This window comes from Candidatus Edwardsbacteria bacterium RifOxyA12_full_54_48 (genome assembly GCA_001777915.1).
GTDB lineage: Bacteria > Edwardsbacteria > AC1 > AC1 > EtOH8 > UBA2226.
The window spans coordinates 84881-109331 of sequence record MFFN01000005.1 but is presented as its reverse complement, the minus strand read 5'-3'; the positions used below and the strand labels follow the sequence as shown (position 1 = coordinate 109331).

Genomic DNA, 24451 nt, shown 5'->3' with positions numbered 1-24451 from the left:
GACTTTTGGGGGATAATATTATAGAATATATATCTGTTCAATTAAAATACTGGGTTTGCTTGACCATAAAAGAGGCGGGATCTCACACATAATCTGCGGCGCTATCGTCTAGTGGCCTAGGACGGATGGTTCTCAGCCATCAAACCGGGGTTCGATTCCCCGTAGCGCTACCACATAAAGGGATGCCTCTTGCGGCATCCCTTTATTATAAATAATGATTTTACCGCCTATTTACATTTACAATTTCCCCCTTATAATGATAAGGCAAGTGTTTGCTGGATTGGTATCCATCAATAATAGATATATTTTAACCATAAATAAGGATGACATCATGGATACTTTCATCAGATTGTTGGGCGACAGGGTCCGCAAGCTGCGGAAAGCCCAGGGGCTTTCCCAGGAGAAACTGGGAGAGAAGGCCGGTTTTGATTACCGTTACATCGGCTTTATCGAGCAGGCCAGGGTCAACCCCACCATCAAGACCCTGGAGAAGGTGGCTAATGCCCTTAATGTATACCTTTGCGACCTCTGTCCCAGTCAGGAGGATCTCATCAAGAACAAAAAGGGCGTTCCCGCCCAAGTCACCGAGCGGGAGAAAACCCTGTCCAAGATCATGCGCCACTTGAACAAGATAGACAACATCAAACTGAAGAACATAGAACGCATCATCAAGATCACGGTAGAGAACGACAATTGATCAGTCCGCCCTAACGGAAAAGACCGGCATAAAATACCGGTCTTTTTTTTATTTTGGGCCAACCTATATGATGGTTTCATTCATCCGCTCTCATAACCTGCCAATTACCTTCGGCCTGGGAAATAAAAAGCCCAGCCAAAACAACCACCATTCCTATTATCTTTTGCCAGCCGAAGCTCTCCCTGAACCATAAATAAGAAAACACCGCAGTAATAACCGGAATGATATTCGCAAAAATGTTGGTCCGGCTTAATCCGAGTTCCCGAACCGCCACGGTTATCAGCAAAAAAGCCAGGGTAGAAGCAAAAAGGGCCAGGTTAAGCAGGGTTATTATAAGGTCCCTTCCGGGAACAATGCTGATGAAATTCTTAAATCCCAACAACATAAAGATCGGTAAAAACAAAAGCCCTCCGATGATATTCTGGTTCCTTACTATTACCAAAGGGGAATAGACTGCCGAAAGTTTCTTGAGCATTATGCCATAAAATACCGCACTTATTACAGCACAAAATAATAGCAGAATTCCCTTCAGCGAACCGGATAAAGAGCTTTCCGGACCGCTGATCATCAGCACTACCCCGGCAAAAGATAGGATAAGACCAATTATATTGACCGCCCTGAGTTTTTCCTTAATAAAATAAAAGGCTATTACCGGCGTCACAACAGGGATGGTCGAGATTATAATGGCAGCGGTGGTGGGGGAAACCAGCCTTATCCCATAGCTCTCGCCCAGGAAATAACAGAATGGCTCAAAAAAAGCCAGCAGCAGGAATTTTTTCAGGTCTCCGGAACGGATTTTCTGCTCCTTCTTAAAGACCCATATGAAAATCCCCAAGAATACAGCCGCCAGCACCACCCGGATGAATACCGTCGTTATCGGCTGATAATACTGGTAGGTTTGCTTCATCCAAATGAACGAGAACCCCCAGAAAAAAGACGGAATTACCGCACAGGAGTATATCAGTAGTTTATTCTTCAAGGCCTTTGCCGCCAAGATACATTACCCCCCGATTGCCCGCAATCTCTGTTTTCATCTGATCACCCGCATATGATCTGGTATTGGCATTGTCCGCAGGTGCGCTCGTTTTTGACCGGTTTGAAATTGCCCGCCCGGATATCCTCCACCGTTTGGTTGACCGCGCTTTTTATCTCTTCCATCTGTTTTTCGCTCCTTACCGTGCTTATTTTCTCCCCCTGTTTAACAAAGTACAGCGAATATATTTTGGGTTTAAGGCCCAAAGCCTGGTGACAGGCCAAGGCATACACCGTAAGCTGCTCGTCCTTGTCCACCTCCTTCTGGGGCCGGCTTTTTCCGGTCTTGTAGTCTATTACCTCGTAATCACCGTCAGGCAATCGGTCTATCCTGTCTATCCGCCCCACCAGCTGGCAGCTTGCCAGCCTTACGGAGAATTCCTTCTCCAGCATCTCCGGGGTCGAATCCCGGCGGGCATCCATCTGGCAGTATTTCTCCAATAATTCCAGGCCTTCCTGGTACATGGCCTGTTCGTGTTCCTGGCTTTTGTATCCCACCGGCACCCAGCGTTTCCGGTATATCTCCTTAAGCTGTTCTCCGCTGATGCTTTTGCCGGCAGTTAGGTTTTGGTGATATTCATTCAAGGCATCGTGGATGCTTTTTCCGAAGCTGGCATTGTGGGCCGGGGTCTCCGGGATCTTGAGGATATATTTCAGCTTGTAGAATCTGGGGCATTTTTCATAATCCTTAAACTGGCTGTAGGAAAAACGCCTTACCTCTGCTGGCGATGGGAGGGGTCTCTGCTCCCAGACCAAGGCTTTGGTCTGGGCCGCCTCTGGCAGCAGCCCCACCCCGGCCGGGATCATTTGGGGCGGAGTTTCTCCCAAAGCCTCGGCAATGAAGGCAGACGGCTTGAACACCTTTTTGGCGGTATACATTTCAGCCGCGGTCAGATACAGCTGCTCCCTGGCCCTGGTCAGCCCCACATAGAAAAGCCGCCTCTCCTCCTGAATATGAAAATCACCGGCCGGCCTATCCTCGGGGACCAATTCATCGGGCAGTTCTATCTGGTCGCCCAGGTTCCTGCCCGGAAAACGCAGCTGCGCCAGTTGCACCATGAACACCATCGGATATTCCAGGCCCTTGGCCGAATGGACCGTGGAAAGGGTCACCACGTCAACATCCTCTATCACCGCCTGGGCCGGATCGTCCCCGGCCTCGTCCATCAGCTTTAGCCACTCGGCAAATCCCTTTACCGTCCGGTCTCCGCTCAATGATTCGAACTGATTGAGCTTGGCCAGGAACAAGCCGATGTTCTTGATCCTGAGTTCCTCCTCCGGGGTCTCGGGAAAGCCCCCGATACGGGCATAATTGGTCTGCCGGATGAAATCCAGCAGGACCAGGGAGGCCGGCTGTCTCCGGGACAGCTCCAGGTGGGTTTCTATCAGATCCTTTATTTTCTTGATCTTTTCGATGCTTTCCAAAGGAATGGCTTTCAATGCTGAAAATTCTTTTTTCTGTGCAGCTTTGTAAATCGAAGCATCAGCACCATCACCCCCCCCCGGCTCAGGATTGACCGTTGCAGATATTGTTTCATACAATGGCTGGTTTATCAGCCGGGAATGGCCCAGTAGTCGAGTGATATCCTCCATCGGCAGTTCAAAGCATTCCAGGGTCAACAACCTGAACAGGGCGGGGTTATCGTAAAAATTGTACAGCACCTGAATGTAGGCTATCAGGTTCTTCACTTCTTCCAGGTCATAAAGTCCGCGATTTCCCACCAATTGGTAGGGGATGCCCCGCTGTTTCAAGGCGGTTACGAACGGCAGCAGGTAATCATTGTTCCGCGACAGAATGGCGAAATCCGACGGTTTCCGCTCTCCGGCCTGCAGCTGCCGCCAGATCTCTTCGGACACCCAGGAGGCCTCATCCTCGGCTGATTTAAAGGACAGATACCGGATGTCGTTATCCGCCTTTCCAGCCAGGGATCCGAGCTTTTTATCCACCTTCTCCGATGCCTCCAGGCGGTCGGGGTTGTTGAACTGTATCAAACGATAGGCGGCATCCAATATCTTCTGGCCCGAGCGATAGTTGTCGGTTAGCACCACCGTTTCAGCTTCCGGATAATCCCGTCGGAATTGCAGGATATTGCTGATGGACGCCCCCCGGAATTTGTAAATGGACTGGTCGTCATCTCCGCAGACGGTTATATTTTTTTCCTGTCCCACCAGCAGTTTCAGCATCTGATTCTGGCTGTAATTGGTGTCCTGATACTCGTCCACCAGAATGTATCTGAACCGTTTCTGATATTTCATGCCAAGGCTGGGCTTTTCTCTGAGGGCCTTCAGGCAATAGGTCTGTAGATCGGCAAAATCCATGAAACCCTGATCCAGCATCAGTTTTTGGTAATCAAGATAAGCCCGGGCCACTTCTAGCTGCTTCGAAGCGTCCTCCAGGGTGGCCTTATCATCGCTTTTAAGATCCGACGCTTTTTTATTGTTGTCCTCTGCCCATTTTAAATATCTCTCGGCTGAAATATCCTCGTCCTTGGCTCTGGAGATGACCCTCAGCAGGGCATGAATGAACTGGGCCGGATTTGACAGCGGCCGGTAATAATCAAGATGGAATTTGAATAGGTTCTGCCGGACGAACAGCCAGACCTCGGGCTCGGCCAATATCCGGTAACTGGTATCCAATCCTATCTCCAGGCCGTCCTGGCGCAGCAGCCTCTCGCAGAATGAATGGAAGGTTGATATCCAGATCTCCTCGTGCCCGATGGGCAGTCCGGCGTCCACCCGGTCGGACATCTCCCGGGAGGCCTTCTCGGTAAAGGTCAGAGCCAGTATCTCCGAGGGCTTGGCCTTCTTTGATTCTATCAGATATCTTATCCGCTCGGTGATCACCCTGGTCTTGCCGGTGCCGGCCCCGGCAATTATCAACAGCGGCCCATTCCCATGCTTGACGGCGCTTTCCTGTGATCTGTTTAATTCCATGCTCATATCAGTTCATTCCCCTTGATATTCAAAGATATCTCCCCCGGTTTATTTCCTGATCCCGAAAAGGCCTAGAATAAAGGCATATTCAAAGGCCTCCTCCTTAAGGTAATCGAACCTTCCGGTCAAGCCCCCGTGGCCGGCCGCCATGTTGGTTTTAAGCAGCAGAAGATTATTATCGGTCTTAAGGGCCCTGAGCTTTGCCGTCCATTTGGCCGGCTCCCAGAAGCCCACCCGGGGGTCGTTCAGCCCGGCGGTTATCAGCATATTCGGATAGTTCTGCCTTTTTACGTTATCATAGGGCGAATATGATTTCATATAGAAGTAATAGGCAGGGTCTCCGGGGTTGCCCCATTCCTCGTATTCAGCGGTGGTCAGGGGGATGGAAGGGTCAAGCATGGTGTTGATGACGTCCACGAACGGAACATTGGCCACCACTCCCTTAAAAAGATCGGGGCGCATATTGGCCACCGCCCCCATCAGCAGCCCCCCGGCGCTGCCTCCGGTGATAACCAGTTTGTCCGGCGAGCTATACTTTTGAGAAATCAGGTATTCGGCGCAGGCAATGAAATCGGTGAAGCTGTTCTTCTTGTTCAGCAACTTTCCCTGGTCATACCACCGGCGGCCCATCTCCCCGCCTCCCCTGACATGGGCTATGGCATAAATAAATCCCCGGTCCAGCAGACTCAGGCGGGCGCTGGAGAAATAAGAATTGCTGCTGGCCCCATAGGCCCCGTAACCTTCCAACACCAGGGGGCTCTTGCCATCCGTCGCCAGACCCTTCTTATAGACCAGCGAGACCGGGATCAGGACCCCATCCCCGGCCCGGGCAAAGATACGTTCACACCGGTAATCATCCTGGTTATAGCCGCCCAGCACCTCCTGTCGTTTCAGGGTTTCCTTGGCCCTTTTCCTGACATCATAGTCATAAACCGTGCGGGGAGTGACAAAGGAGGTGTAGGAGAACCTCAGTTTATATGAATCGTATTCCCAGTTGCGGCTGGGCCAGAAGCTGTAGTCCGGCTCCGGGAATTCCACATAATGCTCGGTTCCGTTTTTACTGTCGATGATCCTTATATTCTTCAGGCCGTTACGCCGTTCATATACCGCCATGAAATCTTTGAATGCATCCACTCCTTCCAGCAATACGGAGTCGCTTGGGGCGATGACTTCCTGCCATACCCCGCCGTCCTGGGTGGAAGACCTCAGCAGCTTGAAATTGACGGCGTTTTGGTTGGTCAGAACATAAAAATACCCGCCCTGATGCTCAAGGTAATATTCGATCCCCGGCCTTCTGGGCGATAATATTTTCAGTCCGCTCCGGGGCTTGTCGGCTTCGATGTAGCGCTCTTCGGCGGTGCTCTTGCTGGATATATGGAGCACGATGTATTTCCGGCTACGGGTCTTGAACAGCTCCAAGGAGTATTTAGGGTCGTCCTCCTGGTAAAGCAGATCGTCGCCCGATTGTGATGTCCCCAGGACATGCCGGTAGAGACGATAGGGCCGGTGGGATTCATCCAGGGTCAGATAGAACAGGGTCTTGGCATCGTTGCCCCATTCCAGGCTGTTGTCGACCCGGGCGATGCTGTCTGCCAGGACCCGCCCCTTAGCGATGTGTTTAATATGAAGGGAGTAGTATTCCGATCCGGTGGTATCCAGGGTATAGGCCAGCATCTTGTGATCGGGGCTGATCCGGTAGGAACCGATATCGAAGTATTGATGCCCGTGGGCAGCGGCATTTTCGTCGAAAACTATCTCCTCGCCGGCAGCCCGCCTGTCTTTTTTCCGGCAAAACAAGGAATATTGCCGGCCCTGTTCGGTCCGGTAATAATAAAAATAGCTTCCCATTTTTTCCGGCACCGTCAGGTCGGTCTCCTTGATCCTGCCCCGCATTTCCTGGTACAGGGTTTCCTGCAGTGCCCGGGTGGGCGCCATCACCGTTTCGGCGTATTGGTTTTCCGAATTCAGATACCGGATGACCTCGGGGTCCTCCCGCTGGCGCAGCCAGCGGTAATCATCGCTCCTGATATCGCTGAACAGGGTGTCCGACATGCGGGCAATTGCGGCCTCCGGCGGCTTTGGAAGATGGGCCCCGGGCCGGGCAAATGACAGCGAGGTACAAATGGCCGCCGCCAGCATCGCAGAGGTCCAATATTTTTTTTCCATCGATCTTTTTCCTGTCTTCAAAATTGAAAAACAGGGCGCTAAAACGCCCTGTCAGTCCAGCTTCTCTTTTATCAACTCCAGAACATCCGGCATCTCGGCCTTGATGAGATCCATGGTCCTTAAGTAATCCTCCGGGGTTCCCCCGATGGGATCGGGGACCCCGTCAGGAGATAATAGCTTCACTTCATTTTCGGGAACCAATTTTTTGACGTCCCGGCGGTGCTTCTCTTCCATGGCTATTATCAGGTCCGCCTGCCGCACCAAGCCTTGGGTGCAGGACGATGACCGGTGGCGGCTGATGTCAAAACCGTTCCTGGAGGAGGCCTGCTGGGAGTTGCCCATGGCCGGCATTCCCGGCATGGCTCCGGTCCCGCAGGAGCTCACCGCCACCCGCTCCCTCCACTTTCCGGGAAGGATGTGCCTCAGGTAGCCCTCGGCCATGGGGCTGCGGCAGGTGTTGCCGGTGCATACGAAAAGCACCTGCATCCTGCTGAGCTTGACCGGAAGACCCAGCTCCCGCTGGATCCGTTCTGAAGGGACGGCCCCTTTCCGAAGGATCACCGGATGATCTCCGGTGATGTCCAGCACGGTCGAAGGACAACTTCTGGTTATCTGGCCCCCATCAAGCATCAGGTCCGCCGGACCCGGCAATGAACCCATCACCTCCTGGGCGGAAAAGGATTCTTCAGCCCCGCTGCGATTGGCGCTGGTGGTCGCCAGCGGCAGCCCGGCTGAATTGATGATCTCCTGCAGCAGGGCGTTGTCCGGGACCCGGAGTCCGATGGTCCCTCCCTTGTCAAGCTTCCAGTTAACCACCCGGTCGGAAGCCCTCACCACCAGGGTCAGCGGCCCGGGCCAGAATGCCCGGAGCAGCTTTTCGGCATAGGCCGGAAGTTCTTTGGAATATCGCTGGATCTCCCCGGCCGAACCGATGAACAGGATCAGGGGGTTTTTGAAATCCCGTCCTTTTAATTTGAATATGGCCCGAACCGCCTTGGCCGAATCGGCCCGGCATCCCAAGCCATAAACGGTGTCGGTGGGAAAGGCTATGACCCCTTCTTCCTTAAGGACACTGGCCGCCCGCTCAACGGCAAAAGAGCCCGGTTGCCCGGACTCCACCTTGATGATCAAACCTTTTTTACGGCCGAACATGGATTGCTTCTAGTCTTGATTCAAATTTTTCAATTTGGTTTTCAGGAGCTGCCTTTTGATGATGCTCAAATGATCTATGAACAGCACCCCGTCAAGGTGGTCGGCCTCGTGCAGGAACACCCGGGCCAGGATGTCATCGGCCTCGTACTCCAGTGCATTGCCGTCAAGGTCGAAACCCGTCAGGGCGATCTTCTTGGGGCGGCTTACCTCGGCATAGATGCCGGGAAAGCTCAGGCACCCCTCCTCGTAAATGACCTCGCCCTCCCTCAGATGTATCCGGGGGTTGATCACCACCAGCGGCTGTTTGACCTTCTCGTCCAACAGCGGCAGGTTGATGATGCAGATCGCTTTGGATTGCCCCACCTGCGGGGCCGCCAGCCCCAGGCCCCGGGCCTGGCTGAGGGATTCCACCATACCCCTGGCCAGCCGGTCTATCGAGCCGTCGATATTTTCGATTACCTGGGCCTTTTTTCGCAGCACCGGATCGCCGAAGATCCTGATGGGCATTATTTTATTGCCTTGCCCGGTCACGGGAAAGCCCTACTTATTTTCGATCTTGGAGGCCACGGTTGACTTCTGGACCTCTATCTTGACGTTCTCGTCGATCTTCAGGACCACGATGTTCCTCTGTTCGTCGACCCCGACGATGGTGCCGTGGATGCCCCCGGCCGCCACCACCCTGTCGCCCTTCTGCAGGGTGTTCAGCATCTCCTTGTGCTTCTTCTGCTGTTTCTGCTGGGGAAGTATCAGCAGCAGATAAATTATCACGAACATGATGATGATGGGAAGCAGGCCCATCAGCCCCCCGCCCGAGCTGCTTCCGGAGGGCGCTCCGCCCTGGCCCAATGCAAATGCTATTCCGAACAATTTGGTCTCCTCCTTTTATATTTATTTCAGTGATTTTGGTCCAAAGGCAAACGGCAGTAATTTCTTCAGGGTCGTTTTGATGGTCCTCTTCCTGCCCGGCATGATGACCGATATATCCGGGGCGAATTCGTTAAGCACCTGGCGGCAGGCCCCGCAGGGAGCGGTAGGTTCATTGCTGCTGGACACTATGGCAATGGCCAGAAAATCCTTCTCCCCTTCGGAAACGGCCTTGAAAACCGCGTTCCTTTCGGCGCAGCAGGCCAGCCCATAGGAAGCATTCTCCACATTGCAGCCGGCGTATATTTTACCGCTTTTACCCAACAGGGCGGCGCCCACCTTGAACTTGGAATAAGGCGCATAGGCCTTTTGTTTTGCTGCCTGGGCGGCAATTATCAGTTCGGTTTGATTTGTTTTTTTATTTTGAGTCATATTTTTCGATTGGAAGCGGTTATTAATGGGAGCGGTTAAAAGATTGCATTTATCACGCATGCTGATGACACCAATGAATCATTGCGTCTTCTTGTCATACCTGCGAAAGCAGGTATCCATAAGAATTACACTGGATTCCCGCCTACGCGGGAATGACAAACGAACGCAATCAACCAAATATGTATGCAATCAATATCCAGCTCTGGTTAATAAAGACTGATTACTCTGTTTTTAAACCTGAAATCATGTAAATCCTGTCTAAGACCTGACCTGTGGCCAGAAGCTTGTTCCCTGCCCGGTGCTGGTTATTCCGAACATCTCCGCCAGGGTGGCGGCTATATCGGAAAAACTTTCCCTGATGCCCAGATCGATGCCGCTTTTTATCCCCGGACCATAGACCAACAGCGGCACGTATTCCCGGGAATGATCGGTGGATGATGTGGTGGGGTCGTTGCCGTGATCGGCGGTGATGAACAATAAATCGTCTTTGGTCATTGTTTTGAGCAGCCCGGGCAGCCAGGCATCAAAATCCCGCAGGCCCTGGTAAAAGCCCGCCATATCGTTGCGGTGCCCCCAGGTCATGTCGAATTCCACCAGGTTGGCCATCAGCAGGCCCCGGGAGAGCTTGGGCCAGGCATCAAGGATCTTGGCCATGCCGTCATGGTTGCCGTCGCTGTGGAGGCTCTGGGTAAGCCCCTGGCCGGCATACAGGTCGTGGATCTTGCCCACCCCCACCACCTCCAGCCCGGCTTTTTTAATATGATCAAGAATGGTTGGCCGGGGCGGCTGGAGCGAAAAATCCTGCCGGTGCCCGCCCACCCTCTGGTAACTGCCGGAGGCGCCAATGAACGGCCGGGCGATGACCCGCCCCACCGCATGCTCGCCGGCCAAAATATTCCTGGCTATCCGGCACCAATCATAAAGCTGTTCCAGAGGGACCACCTCCTCGTGGCAGGCTATCTGAAAGACACTGTCGGCCGAGGTGTAGATTATCGGAAAACCGGTCCGGACATGCTCATCGCCCAGTTCCTTGATGATCTCCGTCCCTGAGGCGGTCTGGTTGGCCAGAATATCCCGGCCGATGGCCTTTTTGAAGGGTTCGATGGCCTCCGGGGGAAAGCCACGGGGATAGGTGGGAAATGGTTTTTCGGTTATCAGCCCGGCCATCTCCCAGTGCCCGTCGGTGGAGTCCTTGCCCGGCGATCTTTCGGCCATCTTGCCGAAATTGCCCGATGGTTTGTCTGATGGTTCCATCCCGGCCAGGGGAATGATGTTGCCCAGCCCCAGTTTTTGCAGGTTGGGCAGATTAAATCCCCCCGGTATCTTAAGGGATAGATTGCCCAGGGTATTGCTGCCGCTATCCCCGTATTTTGCCGCATCGGGCAGTTCGCCCACCCCGCACCCGTCCAGCACTATCAGAATCGCTTTTCTCATAACTGTTTTTAATTATCTCATATTTTTTTAAGATTGTAAATAGCAAAAGCCCCCCGCCCAAGGCGGGGGGCTTTTTGAAAGGATACCTTACTAGTATACCACTAAACGGATGTTGTCGATATAAAAGCCTTCCGACGGCCAAACGTTGCCCACGGCATCGGTGTCAAAGGCCAAAGCCAAGCGCACCTTGGTGCCCAGATAACCATTAAGGCCCATGCTCGTGTTGGTAGTCCAGGGAGTATCTGTGCCCGACCAGGTTATTACTGTACTCCAGTTTGCTCCATTGTCAGTGGAGGCGATCATACGGCAGGCGTCGGCCGCGCCATCAGTACGATACCATCTATCATACCGTATGCGGCAGTTGCTGTAGATGTTGTAGGAGGTAAGGTCTATCTCCGGCATCATCAGGGTATCGTGAACCGCGGTGGGCCCGGTCACCAGATAGCTGGAGTCGGCATCCACCCCGCAATGCCAGGCATATAGCCCGCCATTATTAGGATTTGCAGCCACACTTCGGGTGCTGCGATGCCATAGCTGGGGAGTGGTCCCCCGGGTGGTCCAACCCACGTTTCCATCCTCTGCCATATCATTGAACAGGATCATCTCCAGGCCGGAATTGTAGGCGATAGAGGCAAACAGGTCATCCGAAGCCTGGAAAGTGCCCTCGCCGGTGGTATAGGCGGCCTCGCCGGAGATGCCGTTATTGTTCTGGTCCAGATAGAATCCAGCGGTATCCCGCACCAGGCGGCTGACCCACAGGTAGCCCGAGCCATCGTAGTTCTCCAGGGAATAGCGCACCCCCATGGTATCGGGAAGTATAGTGATGCTGCCCGGGATATAATCTGTGTAGTTAGAGTTATTGTAGATCTTGATGTTGGAGGTATTGAGGGTGGCCGGGTTCATCTTGCGGGTGAACCTGATCACCAGGCCCCGGTTGGCATCCACATAGGCGGTGGACAGCACCCGTAGGTTGGTGGCCTGGGTGGGAATGCCTCCGTTGCGGGGATCGTAAGTGCGGAATTTGATCCGCTCCCGGTCCAGGAACTCGTTCTCGGCGTCTCCATTGTTATTTCCATCAAGCATGTTGCCCTTCATGTCCTTGATGGAGGTCTTGACGGTGAAGAAATAATCGTTGGAATCCACCAGAACCGTGGCCAAAGGACGGAACCTGACGATATACAACGCGGGAGCGAAACTTTCTTCAACATACATGGCCGGCAGGGTGACCACCTGGCCGTTGGCCTTGGTCAGCACAAAAGCGTCCTGGGTGATGCTGGCCCGGTCGACGCTGTCGTTGTCAAAGATCCATATCTCGATGGAATCGGTGGTGCTGAAATAGATGGCATCGTTGGTGGGATTGGCCATGGTCACCATGGGAGGGGTGACATCGTAGGCCGCGGTGGTGGTGGTAAAACCCGTGAACTGCTCGCGGTAAAAGTCCTGCGGGTCCACCCAGCCGTTGTCGTTGCCGTCCAGGGCGTGTCCGTGGATGTCTTTGATCCCGGTGGTGACGGTCACTAGGTATCTGGCGTCATCATCCCAGCCGTTGGGCGACTTGATGGTGGCCTTCTTGGAGGCCTTGTCATAGCTTACGGTATAGGTCAGGGGGGTGGTCAAATGCTCCACCTCCTGCAGCAGGATGGTGCTAGTGGTGATGGTTGAAGGATTCATGTCGGCATCGAACAGCACCACGATCTCATCGTAGGTCGGCGACTCATAAAGGGCATTGTTGCCGTCCCGGGTGTTGATGCTCAGCACGGTCGGGCCCTGGGATTCCATGGCGGTGGTCGGCAGGTAGGAACTGGTGATCGGTTCGAACGGATTTTCCTTCTTGCCGCATCCCACGATGACGGCCCCGATCAAAAGGACAACAGTCAGAGTATATAAGGCTTTTTTCATCTCTTTTGCTCCTCTCTTTTAGAATTTAAATACGGCTGAAAGCTTCCAATTGGTCAGGTCGTTCAACTGGGCGAAGCCCATGAAATCCAATTGCAGGTTGGGGGTGACCTTCCATCCGGCGCCGTAGGTGTAGTTGGTGTAGCTGTAGTTCTCTTTGTAGGTCCAGGATTCTCCGGTCACATCGTTCAGCGGATTGGGGGTATAGGTGGTGGTGGTGGAGCCGTCGCCCATGCGGGTGACGGTGGTCTCCATCTCGCTGCCGCCGGTCAGGGTCTCGTTGTCGGTGAAGTCAAAATTGCTGATATTGTGATCGGCTCCCAGCCGGAAGACGATATTGTCGGTCAGGTTGAACTCGACGCCCACCGGCAGTGAAAGCAGGTATCCGGCCTCGGTGGCCTTGTATTCCCAGGTCTCCCCCCGGGTGGTGGTCGCCACATAGCTGGTGGGCAAGGAGGTGTTGTTCATAAAGCGATACTCGGATACTGTCCGATCTGCCCGGTCACTGGTTTCGGTCATCTCCGTGCCGGTGGTGCTGAAGCCCAGCCCGATGGCGAATACCGCTTTTTCCAGCTTGGCGGTGTTGACCATCCGAAAGTCTATCTGGTTCTGGGTGTATTCCCCGGTGACCGCTTCGGTATAGCTGTCGGTGTAATAATCCGAGTTTACAGACACACTTTGTTCATGATAAGTTCCCTCAAAGGTCGCATCCTCCGCGGTGTAACCCATATGTGTGAACTGCAGGTCAAAGCGGGTATTGACGTCATCGGTCCACTTGTAGACATAGGCACCGCCGCCGGAAAAAGCGGTCCCGGAGTATGTGATGTCGCGAGTCTCGGTCTCGGTCTCGCCGTAGCTGTCGCCGCCGGGGACGGCCTCATTGTAAATATAATCATATTCTTCCAACATATCAATACCGCCCATGCCGATGGCCAGCCGCAGGCTGAGATCCATCTTGTCATTCATCGGCTTCCAGACCGAGGTGCCGATCCAGTTCTCGGTCAGGATCTCGGCAAAGCTGCCGGTATCGCTGCCGGTCTCGGTGTAGATGGTCTGGCCGGTGATGATGTTCTGCTCCAGGAGGTCCCAGTTGCTGAAAGCATCCTCTTTGTATGATTGGGCGGTGCGCTTGAAGGCCAGGCCCAGTCTCATGTCGTTGAATTGCTTGGCCCATCCTAGGAAATAATCGGTCTTGCCTTCCTGGCCCTGCCACTGGTCTTCTTCCTTGGTGGTTTCCCTGAAATCGTATCCGGGATTGGTCCCGGGATCGATATCGGTCAGGGTCACATTTTCAACGACCTGGCTGTCGGTCTCCATTATATAGTTGCGGGAATACAGCAAACCCAGCTTGCCGTAGCCGAAGATGTCCGAGGTTCCGCCCACCACGTAAGTGCCGGCATCGGAGGGGTTGAACTGCTCCTCGTTCTTGTTGTAGATGTTGGCCAGGTTGGTGTACAGGTACTTGCCGTCGATCAAATCGATCCGGGCCGGATCCAGGAAACCCCAGCGGCCCAGCATCAGGTCCAGGTTATCCTCCAATAACCCGGCGGTCGACTGGTTGCGGAACGAATTGTACCAAGGATAGGTCTGCACGATCGGCGCCTGGGCCAAAGCTGCTGACGCTATCGCTAGTAAAACCAGGATGGTCAAAACTTTTGCTCTCATTTTTCCTCCAATTATTGATTTAGCTTTAGGTTGATGATATTAATGTAAGTTAAATTTATACCTAACCTAAAAATTACGATGAATTGGCACCTCACCCCCTTTCGTACTTAATGCTATAATAATACATTTAGATAACATCCATGTCAAGCATTAATTTATAAAATTATTGACTATTTTCTCCCAGATGGTATAATAATAAAACAAATTGATAATTTTTTAGATTTATGAAAAAAACTCTGCCCTTGATGATATTCGGATTCCTGTGGATCGTATCTCTGGGATGGTTCGGATATCAAAAGGCCAGCTGCCAGAGACCGCTCGCCACCCTGCAGGGCGACACCACCGCCTACAAGGAGATCTGGCACGGCATCTATTTCTCCGGGCAGAAGGCCGGCTATTCGGTGACCGTCTCCCAAAGCCTGGACGGCGGCGGCCGCCAGGTCAGTAACCGGGCTTTTTTAAGGATCAGCATGATGGACACCCCCCAGCAGATCAAGACCGCCACCAGCTACCAGCTGGATAGGAACTTTTACCTGCAGGACTTCAACTTCGTAATAGAGGGGGCCGCCGAGATAAACGTCCACGGCCGGGTGAACGGCCGGCAATTGGACATCGAGGTGGTCACCGGCGGGCAGCAACAGCGGCAGACCATTAAATTAGACGGGCCGGTATACCTGCCGGATGCCATCGAGCCGATGATCGCCAATAAAAGCATAAAAAAAGGCAGTAAATATAATTTCTCCACCTTCGACCCCACCTCCCTGTCGCTCCAGCCGGCGGTGATCGAGGTTCAGTCCCAGGAGAGCCTTAGGATCGATGACCAATCCCACTGGGCCACCAAATTGAGCCTGGAGATGGCCGGCACCACCAGCACCATCTGGGTGGACTCGGCGGGAAATACCCTTAAAGAGAACGGGCCGCTGGGCATAACACTGGTCCGGGAGACCAAGGAATCAGCCCTGCAGATCCCGGCTGATGACACCGGGATAGACCTGCTGACCCAGCTTTCGGTCCCGGTCACTGGGATGGCTTTGGACAATCCCCGGGATATTGAGTATCTTAAGATCAAAATAGCCGGCTTGGATATAACCAACATGGATATTGCCGGAGGCCGGCAAAAGGTTTTGGACAGTGTACAACAGATTGTTTCCATATCGGAATTAAAAGGCAATATACTGGATGCTATTCGGCCCGACAGCTTGGAAAAATACCTGGCATCCACCGCCCTGATCCAATCGGACGATCCAAGGATAAAAACGACCGCCCGGCAGATCATCTCGGGGAAAAAAACCCCTTGGGAAAAGGCTTTGGTCATCAGCCGGTGGGTCAATAAGAACCTGGCCAAGCAGATGACCGTCAGCCTGCCCTCGGCGGTGGAGGTGCTGTCGTCCCGGCGGGGCGATTGCAACGAGCACGCCACCTTGTTCGCCGCCCTGGCCCGGGCCGCCGGCATCCCGACCAAGCTGTGCCTGGGCGTGGTTTATATGGACGGACGGTTCTATTATCACGCCTGGGACGCCGTATACTGCGGCTACAAATGGATAGAGCTGGACCCCACCTTCGGCCTTAACCCGGCCGATGCCGCCCGGCTGCGTATCATCGAGGGCGACCTCTCCCAGCAGAACCGGCTGCTGCCGGCGCTGGGGAATTTAAGGATCGAGATATTGGAGTCCCGATGACCGCCGGAATAGAGTTAAACCAAGCCCTAAAAAAATTCGGCGACAAGACGGCAGTGGACGGTCTCAGCATCAGCGTGGCGCCGGGGGAGATCTTCGGGCTGCTGGGCCCCAACGGCGCCGGCAAGACCACCTCTCTGAAGATGCTGGCCGGTTTGATGAAGCCCGACAGCGGCCAGGCTTCCATCTGCGGGATGGATATTCATGCCGATCCGGAGAAGGCCAAGATGCAGCTGGGCTACATACCCGATGATCCCTTCATCTACGAACTGCTGACCGGCCGGGAGTTTTTAAGGCTGGTGGCCCATATCTACCAGATCCCCAAGGAGGATATCGAGCCCCGAATAAACCGCCTGGCCGAGGAGCTGGACGCCCTGGCCTGGCTGGACCAGCGCACCGAGGGCTATTCCCACGGCATGCGCCAGAAGGTGGTGATCGCCGCGGCCATGCTGCACGACCCCTTGGTCTATCTGATAGACGAGCCGATGGTGGGCCTGGACCCGGCCAGCATGATCACGGTGCGCAATATCTTCAAGCGGGAGGCCGCCAAGGGCAAGGCCCTGTTGATCTCCACCCACACCCTGTCCCTGGCCGAGGCGGTCTGCCACCGGATCGGGATCATCGCCCAGGGCAGGCTGGTGGCCCTGGGGACCCTGGACGAACTGCGGGAGCTCTCCCAGAAGAAGCACCAGGGCCTGGAGGATCTTTACCTGGAATTCACGGTATGATTTTACTTTATGGATTCCTGCTTCCGCAGGAATGACGAAACCTGGTTTGCAACCAAATCCAAATTACCAAATTTCTGAATCAATAAATAAAATATTAAATGGCTCTTGAAGGCAACATATCGGAATTCAGCCTGCCGGAGATACTGCAGCTGCTGTCCAGCCAGCGCAAGACCGGGGTGCTGCAGCTGGAGCAGGAGGGCGACAGCGCCGCTTTCGATTTCGAGGAAGGAAAGATCACCGGCGGGTTCTACCGCCGGAAGGACCGCCAGGAATTCCTGGGCGGCTACCTGTTCAAGACCGGGCTGATCACCGAGAGCGCCCTGGCCCAGGCCGAGGCCCAGCAGGAACGGCTGAACATCCCGCTGGAGGAGGTGCTGATCGAGAAGGGCTTCATCTCGGAGGAGGATTTCACCGAGGTCATCCGCTTCAAGATCCAGGAGATCATGGACGAGGTCTTCATCTGGGTGGAGGGGCATTATACCTTCGACCTGAAGACCCGGCTCTATACCCAGAGCAAATATCCGGTCAAGCTGGATACCGACGGCTTTCTGCTGGAGGGCATGCGCCGGCTGGACGAATGGATGAGGATCCGGGTGCTGATCCCCTCCTCCGAGACCATGGTCCATCTCAAACCGGGATTCCGGCCCGAGGGGCTCAATCCCGAGCAGGAGAAGGTCCTGGAATTTCTGGGATCCCGGCATCTGGCGGCCGGCAAGCTGGTGGAGATCAGCGGCCTGGGCAAGTTCATCACCTGCCAGACCATCGTCGAGCTGGCCGAGATGGGCGCCATCAACATCATTCAGACCCGGCCGGAGCCGGCCAAATCGGGTGTCCAGGGGTTCAACGCCGCCACCCAGGCCAGCGTCATCAGCCTGATGCTCAATCACCTGGGCTCGCTGATCCGGCGTTTGTCCATCTATCCCTTCAACAATCCCCGGGTGCTGTCGGCCCTGGAGGAATTCTTCTACCTGTTCAACGGCCTGGGGCTGGCCGAAGAGGGTCTGTCCATCATTCCCGGCCTGGATGGCGCCAGGATCAACGGACAGTTGATAGATCCCCGGCATGACCTGATAACCCAATTCGGCCTGTACTTGAGCCAGCGCCAGATAGAAAAGCTGGAATTGCTGCCCCAGCTTAAGAGCGACGAACTGCGGACCTTCGCCTACCTGCTGGCCATGCCTTCCGACCTGGTGCAGATGCTGGACGGGCCGGCAGCGCTGATAAAAGGGCACCACCTGCCGCACATCCGGATCGAGCATTCCCGGCAGCGCCTGGAGCCACTGATGCAGAGCGAGCGGGTCTTCGTGATCCCCAGCCGCTTCATGGAGCTGCTGGACGACCAGGATAACGAGGCCATCAGGCAGAAGGACAGCCGGCATCTTTTTGAAAGCCTCAAGCAGGTGATACAATTCCCGGCCCCGCCCCTGGCCCCGGAGGACAGCCTCAAACTGGAGGAGGCCGAGAACTCCGCCGAGAAGGCCTTTGGAGTTTACAGCCGCGGGGGCCGGGAGAAGTACATCGAGAAGACCGTCCAGGTGCTGATGCGCCTGCCGCCCGCCGCCCGTCTGGCCTTCCTGAAGCGCAAGGTCAACGATGTCCGCTGGCTGTTCCAGCTGGACAACGTGGCGGCCATCTCCCGGGACCAGTTCGACCGCATCTTTGCCGGCCCGAAAAAAAAATGAACCTGCCGCTCTACATCAGCCGGCAGAATCTTAGGGGCTCCTTCAGGAAACTGCTGGAGCCCCGGCCGGGAAAGTTGCTCCAGCTGGCCTCCTATCTCTTCGCTTTGACCCTGTTCCTGGCCGGCGGCTACCTGCTGTTCCACCGGCTGTTCGCCTACCTGCTGGCATTGGAGGACATCGGGCGGTCCCTGCTGTTCCGCCTGCTGTCCTCGTCTTTTTTGACCTTCTTCATCATGCTTTTTTTAAGCAATCTGATCACCTCGCTGTCCACCCTGTTCCGCTCCCGGGAGGTGGATTTCCTGCTGTCCACCCCCCTGCCCTCCCGGGCACTTTTTGAATACAGCTTCTACAAGACCTTCTTCTACAGCTCCTGGGCCACCTTGATCCTGGGGCTTCCGCTGACCGTGGCCCTGCTGGCGACCCTTAAAGCCGGCCCCTGGGGGATCCTGCTGGGCCTGGCCCTGCTGCCGCCTTTTGTGGCCATCCCGGCCGCCCTGGCGGTCTCGCTGCTGCTGGTGGCAGTAAGGGTCTTCCCCAGATTGAGCCTGCGGCATCTGCTGGCCGGCCTGCTGGCCTTCCTGGCCCTGGCCTCCTGGACCTTCTTCGCCTTTGCCCGGCCCCAGGGGCTGTCCATCTCCCAGATAAACACCATGCCCGAACTGGAGAGCTATATGTCCTCCCTGGCGGTGGTCACTTCCCCGCTGCTGCCCAGCACCTGGATCACCGAAGGACTGATGGCCGGGGTGGGGGGCGGGATCTCCACGGCTCTGGGCCGGCTGTGGCTGCTGGCCATCACCGCCCTGTTCCTGACCTCGCTGTGCTATTACCTGAGCCAAAGGTTCTATCTTAACAGCCTGACCACCCGGGTGACCGGCTCCCAAATGGAGAGCTACGGCTCCAACCGCCGGCTGACCTCCTGGTGGGCCCGAAAATTCCCCATCGCCGCCAAGGACAGCCTGCTGTTCCTGCGCGACCCCACCCAGTGGGCCCAGGGCCTGATCTTCATCTCCCTGCTGGTGATCTACCTGGGCAGCCTGCGCCGATATCCCATGTTCTTCACCTTTCCCATGTGGAAGGTGGTGATCACCTTCATCAATTTCGCCTTTGCCGGGTATATCCTGGCCACCCTCTCGGTGCGTTTCGTCTTCCCGGTGATCAGCCTGGAGGGGCCCACCCTTTGGTTCATCAAATCCTCCCCCATAAAAGGATACAGATTGTTCGCCGAAAAGGCCTTCGTCAGCATCATCGTGGCCCTGGTGTTGACCGAGACCTTGAGTTTGATATCCAACCAGTTGCTGCACACCATGCCGGGATTGAAGGTGATCAGCCATATCAGCCTGGGGCTGATGTGCCTGGTGCTGACCAGTCTGACCCTGGGCCTGGGGGCGATGATACCGGATTTCAAGGAGCGCAACCCCAGCAAGATCGCCTCCGGGCTGGGCGGCCTGCTGGCGGCCCTGGCGGGCCTGGCCTATGTGGCCCTGTCCATTGTGGTGCTGGCCTGGCCGGCTTATTTGTTTGCCTTGAATCAATGGAGAAGCCGGGTGAACTACGGCCAGGCGCTGGTGATATCCTTCGGGATATTTTTATTATTATCGGGCATCGCCATGTATCTTCCGCTGAGATTCGGGTTGAAGAAGATAAAAGAGATGCAGGTGTGAGGAATTTGGGAAACAAAAAGCGGATGGAGGAAACTCCAGCCGCTTTTATGATTGGCAAATGAATGTTTTTAGGTCAGGCAGGTAAATGAAATACTCCACAATGGTTTGGCTTAATCTTATTCTGTTATTTCATGCTTTTCCCTTAGGTAGTCTGCCTAAAATTGCCTCAAATCTTTTTGTCAATATTTCTTTTAACTCTGTATTATTTTTGTATTCTGGCACGTTATGTACTGAAAGATCAAAATGCAATTTTGTTCCATATTTTCTGCATAATATTGGCCTTTTCTCAATGGCATGAGCAAAGCCAACTTCATAATACACGTTGGGTCTTTCACCCGTTAAATCAGCTATTAAAAATTCAGATGTGCGAATATATTGAAGAACGACATCTGTTATTTTGTCTTGGTGCTCAATATCATTTGCTCTTATTGCTTTTAAATCAAACAAACCGCATACCTCTTTTATGGCATTACATGTATCTTCCAAATCGGGTTGCTGTTTATCTATCTGCATGATTATAAATGCAGTATTCTTTTCTTCTTTAACGGGCTGCTCGTTAAACACTTCATCTAATAATTTATATGTACTCGTTTTTACTTGTTGTTCTTTTCTATCATATATTTTCTCTAAATTAACATAATTTAAATAATTGTCTATTGTTTCTTCTCGATTAATGTCAATTGAGGAATACCGACCAATGTTATTGCCACTAGCGCCATCCCAAAAACCACGCAAGGACCCCATCAAATTGAAAACCATTTCAATATCATCTATATTAACATCCAATTCATTAGATATTTCCTCTGCACTATATTTTCTTTTTACATAATCCTTAATTATATTATTGCGTATACATTTAATAACTTTATCTGTTAGCGGCAACAAATTATTATTTGGCTCAACATGCCATAATCCCAAAATTGTTGGTGCCATGCCAAAACCAATTAAACGATCATCTATATCATCTACATTAAATTCTTCCCCCAACTTGCCGAATAGGTGTATCTTCATTTTAATACGGTCATTTGGTTCACCCCTCAAAAAGAACGCCACACTTGTTTCAAGCCAAAGCTTTTGTGGGGCTGTTAATTTAATTACAGGAAAACTATAAGCCATAATATATTCCTTATTAGTTTTTTAATTTTATAAAAATAAAAACACCAATTGTATAATGTACCTACCCTTTTGAAAACATCGCGAACACACACTTTTATTTAATGTTCTTAAATATTCCTTTCTAAAATAATTTCAGATCTATGATCTTCAAACTTCACTAAGACTAAAAATGACTGACAAAAAGAATACTTTTTATTGAAGGTTTTCCAATTTTTTGTAAAATAGTTAAAAGCATTTACGGTTGAATATTCATTTATGCCGGCAATATAATAAATATGTCTATTATTTGAACTATCAATCAAACGTTGTATAAAACCGCATCGTGGTGAACTATATTCTGGCAAAGAATTAACAAAAAACGATGTATTGTTTTCTGAAAATTTTATTGAATTTTGATATGTATTTTGTATCCAACCAGAAACAAAATTATAACCTGGGGAACCTATCGAAACAATAGTACCATTACTGGGAATTGTAAATCTTGGATGCGCAGGATAAATATTTGTACTAATATCAGATAGAAGCAGATACTTAAATACACCATATTGGTTTGACAAACTTGGTATAATTTGATTAAATAGTGATATAAAGTTATTTGCATAAAGTGATTCACCATAGGTTACCACAAGGCCCGCATATAAACGCTGTACATTATCTACACCAATGCTGCCGCCTTCAATAACACTTATATTAGAAATATAAACATACAGCATTTTATGCTTCGATAAACCGAAAAAATTCAACAATCTTGCTCTTTTAATTAAAAGAAATGGAATTAAACCTACAAGAAATAGCAATGCGCCAAATATTAGATTTGCTATAAAACTTGCAAGAATATTACTAATAAACATATTATCCTTTTAATAATTTAGCCTTGCTAATTAAAAGTAACATGAACCTGCTTTATTGACAGTATTTTAAGTTGCTTGCCATCCGAAAAGAATAAGAGATAATACATCCAAACCCCTAAAAAAGTCAACGGGGTTTTTCATTTTATTGCTATTTTATTTTGGGCCGGTTACCACCGGGGGACCTCACCCTTCCCTCTCCTAACGCATTAGGAGAGGGATATTTTATCCCTCACCGCATTCAGCCTACATAGCCTATTTTTACAGGGGCTACTGCGGCGAAGTATGCTCTTTTGTCGTCGGGCATCGCCATGTCTTTGCCGCTGAAGTTCGGGCTGAAGAGAGTAAAAGTGATACCGGTGTGTTTTATATTGGAAAACGAGTAGCGGCTGGAGAAAACTCCAGCCGCTTTTATAATGAATAATTATATTTTATCTATATCAATTAATTTTGGATACCCTAAATTAATTTCATCTGTCTTCCAATCGTATTTTAATATTTGTTCATATCTTTTATTATGCAAATCTTCAAAACTAATTTTTGTTTCAGTAATTGTTTTAGGATTGCTAATATCATCTGTTGCGAGTCCAATCATTGGGTGCTCGTCAATTCTATTAGCATATACATATATATTCTTATTATGTCTTTTATTATATCCAAAATTCTTGCTACATCTTGAAAATAATGCTTGTGGAATATCAAATAATTCAACTTTATGATCACCTTCGATAATGTCCGTAAAAACTATATTTATTGCGGTCCCATGACCTACATTTATAATTTCTCTGTTTTTAATACTTATATCAATCATAGGTATCAATGAAAGTTCAATTTGCTCTTTTATTCGTAATTGCATCTTTCTAGTTTCACATGTGTACCATATAATAACTATTACTGTCACAAATGACAGAGAAATATTTATTATGCTAATAATATCCATTTACTGCACCTTATTTTCAAAATGATTATGAATAATATTAATTACATATTACATCCAAACCCTAATAAAAGTCAACGGGAAATCTTGCTTTTATTGGTATTTTATCGTTTCACACATCTTGTCCGCCGTTGCCCCGATAGCAGCAGGGCGCAGGCTGTGGGGTTATCGGTGGTCCGGTTTTCTGCCGTAGGGACACGGCGTGTCGTGCCCCTACGGTAATTCGTGACCAGATAAAAACCCTTTGTGAATTTTGCGGTTAATAACGGCCAGCCCTACGCCCCGGATTTCTTGGCCTTCTTAGTCGCGCTGGCCTTGGCCGCCGCCGCCCTCTGGGCCTTGGTCTTGCCTGTCCTGGCCAGCACCCCCAGCTTCTCCAGATATTCCCTCTGGTCCCTTAACGCCACCTTGGCGATCTTCACGAACCGGGCCAGCCATTCGGCCAGGGCCTTTAATGCCTTGTCCTGGGCGCGGGCTGCATCCTGAGCCATGCCCTTGGCCGCCTCCTGAGCCTGGTTGATCTTGTCCAGTTCGGCGATCTTGGCCCGCTCGGCCGTCAGCTTGGCCGTGGTATATCCGTAGTCACCCAGCAGGCCGGTGGGGTTGGAAGCGGCGGCCAGGCCGCCCTTGGCCGCATTGTCGAACAGGATATAGGCCGCAGTCAGGAATCCGGCGGTGGTTTTGGGCATCTTGCCCTGCAAGCCCAGGGCCGCCAGCCGGGCCTTATCCTTTAGCCAGATGGCCCGGGCCACCTTGGCCAGCGCCTGGTAGGCGTCGTAGGCTTTTTTGGTCACCTTTTTGACCTTGGCGGTCTTGTCCTGCTGGCTGCCGACCAGCGATTTGTGGGCGTTTACCGCCAGGCGGGCGGCCTCGTAGAGTTTTTGGCCCTCCTTGATCCTGGCTGCGGTGTAGCCGTATTCCGCCAGCAGTTTAAGCATGCCGGCGTCGGCCAGGGCGTTGGATACGGCCACCTGGGCGGAATTGAGCTGGGCGGCGATAGTGCGGCTGGTTTTGACTGGCATACAGGCTCCTTGTATGTTGTGGTTTGTGGTTTAGGACCGCCCCCCCGCCCCGCAGATACGGAGAAGGAGTTTAGGTGGTCCGTTCCCTTGTTCCGGTAAAACGCCAAATTGTTCCGGTGAAATATTCTTTTGTACCGGTAAAATGCGCCGGGGTAAAGGTTCCCTGCCGGGGTGGACCGGGGTTATGCCCTGTCGGGGTGGTGCCAGGTTCTTCCGGCCGGGTAAACGGGCATTGGTATACGGTGATACTTGGCATTGTTCCGGTAAAATGCGGCCCTGCGGCGGTGAAATGCGGTTACGGGGCATTGGCCCGTGTTATTTTACCGGTTGCCGGTGTATTTTAACCTAACATATATTTTATGCCTGGTTCTTTTATTAATAATAGTCGTTTTGTCAAATTTTTGTCAATGACCCGGGTGAAGATTTTTGGAATTATTTTTGGGACGGGTGGGGGGAAATAAAAAAGCCCCCCGATGGGGGCTTTTCGAATAATAGGGTAAAATATGATC

At 52.2% G+C, this 24451-nt stretch carries 18 protein-coding genes and 1 tRNA gene; 6 read left to right on the top strand and 13 right to left on the bottom strand.

Features of this window, described 5'->3' with window-relative positions:
• Positions 1-97: 97 nt before the first annotated feature.
• Positions 98-173: transfer RNA gene (locus A2273_08900), tRNA-Glu, on the top strand.
• Between the two features lie 158 nt (positions 174-331).
• The gene (locus tag A2273_08895; protein OGF07148.1) at positions 332-697 is read left to right on the top strand and encodes a hypothetical protein; all 366 of its coding nucleotides are present in this window, start codon (positions 332-334) and stop codon (positions 695-697) included.
• Positions 698-773: 76 nt separating this feature from the next.
• On the opposite strand, the gene A2273_08890 is transcribed toward A2273_08895, so the two are convergent.
• The 10 genes from A2273_08890 to A2273_08845 form a co-directional block, all read right to left on the bottom strand.
• Positions 774-1604 (bottom strand): hypothetical protein, encoded by an 831-nt coding sequence (locus tag A2273_08890; protein OGF07045.1) that lies wholly within the window; start codon positions 1602-1604, stop codon positions 774-776.
• A 131-nt stretch (positions 1605-1735) separates the two neighbouring features.
• Positions 1736-4669, bottom strand: a complete 2934-nt coding sequence (locus tag A2273_08885; protein OGF07044.1) for a hypothetical protein — start codon at positions 4667-4669, stop codon at positions 1736-1738.
• A gap of 42 nt (positions 4670-4711) precedes the next feature.
• Entirely contained in the window at positions 4712-6802 is a 2091-nt protein-coding gene (locus tag A2273_08880) for an oligopeptidase B (GenBank protein OGF07147.1), read from the bottom strand.
• A gap of 78 nt (positions 6803-6880) precedes the next feature.
• Positions 6881-7981, bottom strand: coding sequence for a threonylcarbamoyl-AMP synthase (locus A2273_08875; protein OGF07043.1), 1101 nt, complete (start codon positions 7979-7981; stop codon positions 6881-6883).
• 9 nt (positions 7982-7990) lie between these two features.
• The gene (locus A2273_08870) at positions 7991-8488 is read right to left on the bottom strand and encodes a peptide deformylase (protein OGF07042.1); all 498 of its coding nucleotides are present in this window, start codon (positions 8486-8488) and stop codon (positions 7991-7993) included.
• A gap of 33 nt (positions 8489-8521) precedes the next feature.
• Entirely contained in the window at positions 8522-8848 is a 327-nt protein-coding gene (locus A2273_08865) for a preprotein translocase subunit YajC (protein ID OGF07041.1), read from the bottom strand.
• Positions 8849-8869: 21 nt separating this feature from the next.
• Positions 8870-9277 carry a cytidine deaminase gene (locus tag A2273_08860; protein OGF07040.1) on the bottom strand — a complete coding sequence of 136 codons (408 nt, stop codon included), beginning with the start codon at positions 9275-9277 and terminating at the stop codon, positions 8870-8872.
• A gap of 258 nt (positions 9278-9535) precedes the next feature.
• The gene (locus A2273_08855) at positions 9536-10711 is read right to left on the bottom strand and encodes a phosphopentomutase (GenBank protein ID OGF07039.1); all 1176 of its coding nucleotides are present in this window, start codon (positions 10709-10711) and stop codon (positions 9536-9538) included.
• A gap of 90 nt (positions 10712-10801) precedes the next feature.
• Positions 10802-12610, bottom strand: coding sequence for a hypothetical protein (locus A2273_08850; GenBank protein OGF07038.1), 1809 nt, complete (start codon positions 12608-12610; stop codon positions 10802-10804).
• Positions 12611-12628: 18 nt separating this feature from the next.
• Positions 12629-14200: a hypothetical protein gene (locus tag A2273_08845; GenBank protein OGF07037.1), complete on the bottom strand. Its 1572-nt coding sequence runs from the start codon at positions 14198-14200 to the stop codon at positions 12629-12631.
• A 296-nt stretch (positions 14201-14496) separates the two neighbouring features.
• Between A2273_08845 and A2273_08840 the strand changes: the two genes are divergently transcribed.
• From A2273_08840 to A2273_08825, 4 genes are all read left to right on the top strand, one after another.
• Positions 14497-15951, top strand: a complete 1455-nt coding sequence (locus tag A2273_08840) for a hypothetical protein (GenBank protein ID OGF07036.1) — start codon at positions 14497-14499, stop codon at positions 15949-15951.
• The gene (locus A2273_08835; protein ID OGF07035.1) at positions 15948-16676 is read left to right on the top strand and encodes a hypothetical protein; all 729 of its coding nucleotides are present in this window, start codon (positions 15948-15950) and stop codon (positions 16674-16676) included. The genes A2273_08840 and A2273_08835 overlap by 4 nt, the downstream gene beginning before the upstream one ends.
• Before the next feature lie 98 nt (positions 16677-16774).
• Complete coding sequence (locus tag A2273_08830; GenBank protein ID OGF07034.1) at positions 16775-18358, top strand: hypothetical protein; 1584 nt, start codon at positions 16775-16777, stop codon at positions 18356-18358.
• On the top strand, positions 18355-20019 hold the full coding sequence (locus tag A2273_08825) for a hypothetical protein (GenBank protein ID OGF07033.1): 1665 nt from the start codon (positions 18355-18357) through the stop codon (positions 20017-20019). The genes A2273_08830 and A2273_08825 overlap by 4 nt, the downstream gene beginning before the upstream one ends.
• A gap of 129 nt (positions 20020-20148) precedes the next feature.
• Here A2273_08825 and A2273_08820 read toward each other — a convergent pair whose 3' ends face one another.
• From A2273_08820 to A2273_08810, 3 genes are all read right to left on the bottom strand, one after another.
• Positions 20149-21135, bottom strand: a complete 987-nt coding sequence (locus A2273_08820; protein ID OGF07032.1) for a hypothetical protein — start codon at positions 21133-21135, stop codon at positions 20149-20151.
• Between the two features lie 1272 nt (positions 21136-22407).
• Entirely contained in the window at positions 22408-22923 is a 516-nt protein-coding gene (locus tag A2273_08815; GenBank protein OGF07031.1) for a hypothetical protein, read from the bottom strand.
• Positions 22924-23195: 272 nt separating this feature from the next.
• A complete protein-coding gene (locus A2273_08810) occupies positions 23196-23942 on the bottom strand; it encodes a hypothetical protein (GenBank protein ID OGF07030.1) in 747 nt (248 codons plus the stop codon).
• Between the last annotated feature and the right edge of the window lie 509 nt (positions 23943-24451).

Bases quoted from the DNA above. Each gene is read 5' to 3' on its own strand.
- A2273_08895 (OGF07148.1), top strand. From the start codon at position 332: ATGGATACTTTCATCAGATTGTTGGGCGACAGGGTCCGCAAGCTGCGG.
- A2273_08890 (OGF07045.1), bottom strand. From the start codon at position 1,604: ATGAAGCAAACCTACCAGTATTATCAGCCGATAACGACGGTATTCATC.
- A2273_08885 (OGF07044.1), bottom strand. From the start codon at position 4,669: ATGAGCATGGAATTAAACAGATCACAGGAAAGCGCCGTCAAGCATGGG.
- A2273_08880 (OGF07147.1), bottom strand. From the start codon at position 6,802: ATGCTGGCGGCGGCCATTTGTACCTCGCTGTCATTTGCCCGGCCCGGG.
- A2273_08875 (OGF07043.1), bottom strand. From the start codon at position 7,981: ATGTTCGGCCGTAAAAAAGGTTTGATCATCAAGGTGGAGTCCGGGCAA.
- A2273_08870 (OGF07042.1), bottom strand. From the start codon at position 8,488: ATGCCCATCAGGATCTTCGGCGATCCGGTGCTGCGAAAAAAGGCCCAG.
- A2273_08860 (OGF07040.1), bottom strand. From the start codon at position 9,277: ATGACTCAAAATAAAAAAACAAATCAAACCGAACTGATAATTGCCGCC.
- A2273_08855 (OGF07039.1), bottom strand. From the start codon at position 10,711: ATGAGAAAAGCGATTCTGATAGTGCTGGACGGGTGCGGGGTGGGCGAA.
- A2273_08850 (OGF07038.1), bottom strand. From the start codon at position 12,610: ATGAAAAAAGCCTTATATACTCTGACTGTTGTCCTTTTGATCGGGGCC.
- A2273_08840 (OGF07036.1), top strand. From the start codon at position 14,497: ATGAAAAAAACTCTGCCCTTGATGATATTCGGATTCCTGTGGATCGTA.
- A2273_08835 (OGF07035.1), top strand. From the start codon at position 15,948: ATGACCGCCGGAATAGAGTTAAACCAAGCCCTAAAAAAATTCGGCGAC.
- A2273_08830 (OGF07034.1), top strand. From the start codon at position 16,775: ATGGCTCTTGAAGGCAACATATCGGAATTCAGCCTGCCGGAGATACTG.
- A2273_08825 (OGF07033.1), top strand. From the start codon at position 18,355: ATGAACCTGCCGCTCTACATCAGCCGGCAGAATCTTAGGGGCTCCTTC.
- A2273_08820 (OGF07032.1), bottom strand. From the start codon at position 21,135: ATGGCTTATAGTTTTCCTGTAATTAAATTAACAGCCCCACAAAAGCTT.
- A2273_08815 (OGF07031.1), bottom strand. From the start codon at position 22,923: ATGGATATTATTAGCATAATAAATATTTCTCTGTCATTTGTGACAGTA.
- A2273_08810 (OGF07030.1), bottom strand. From the start codon at position 23,942: ATGCCAGTCAAAACCAGCCGCACTATCGCCGCCCAGCTCAATTCCGCC.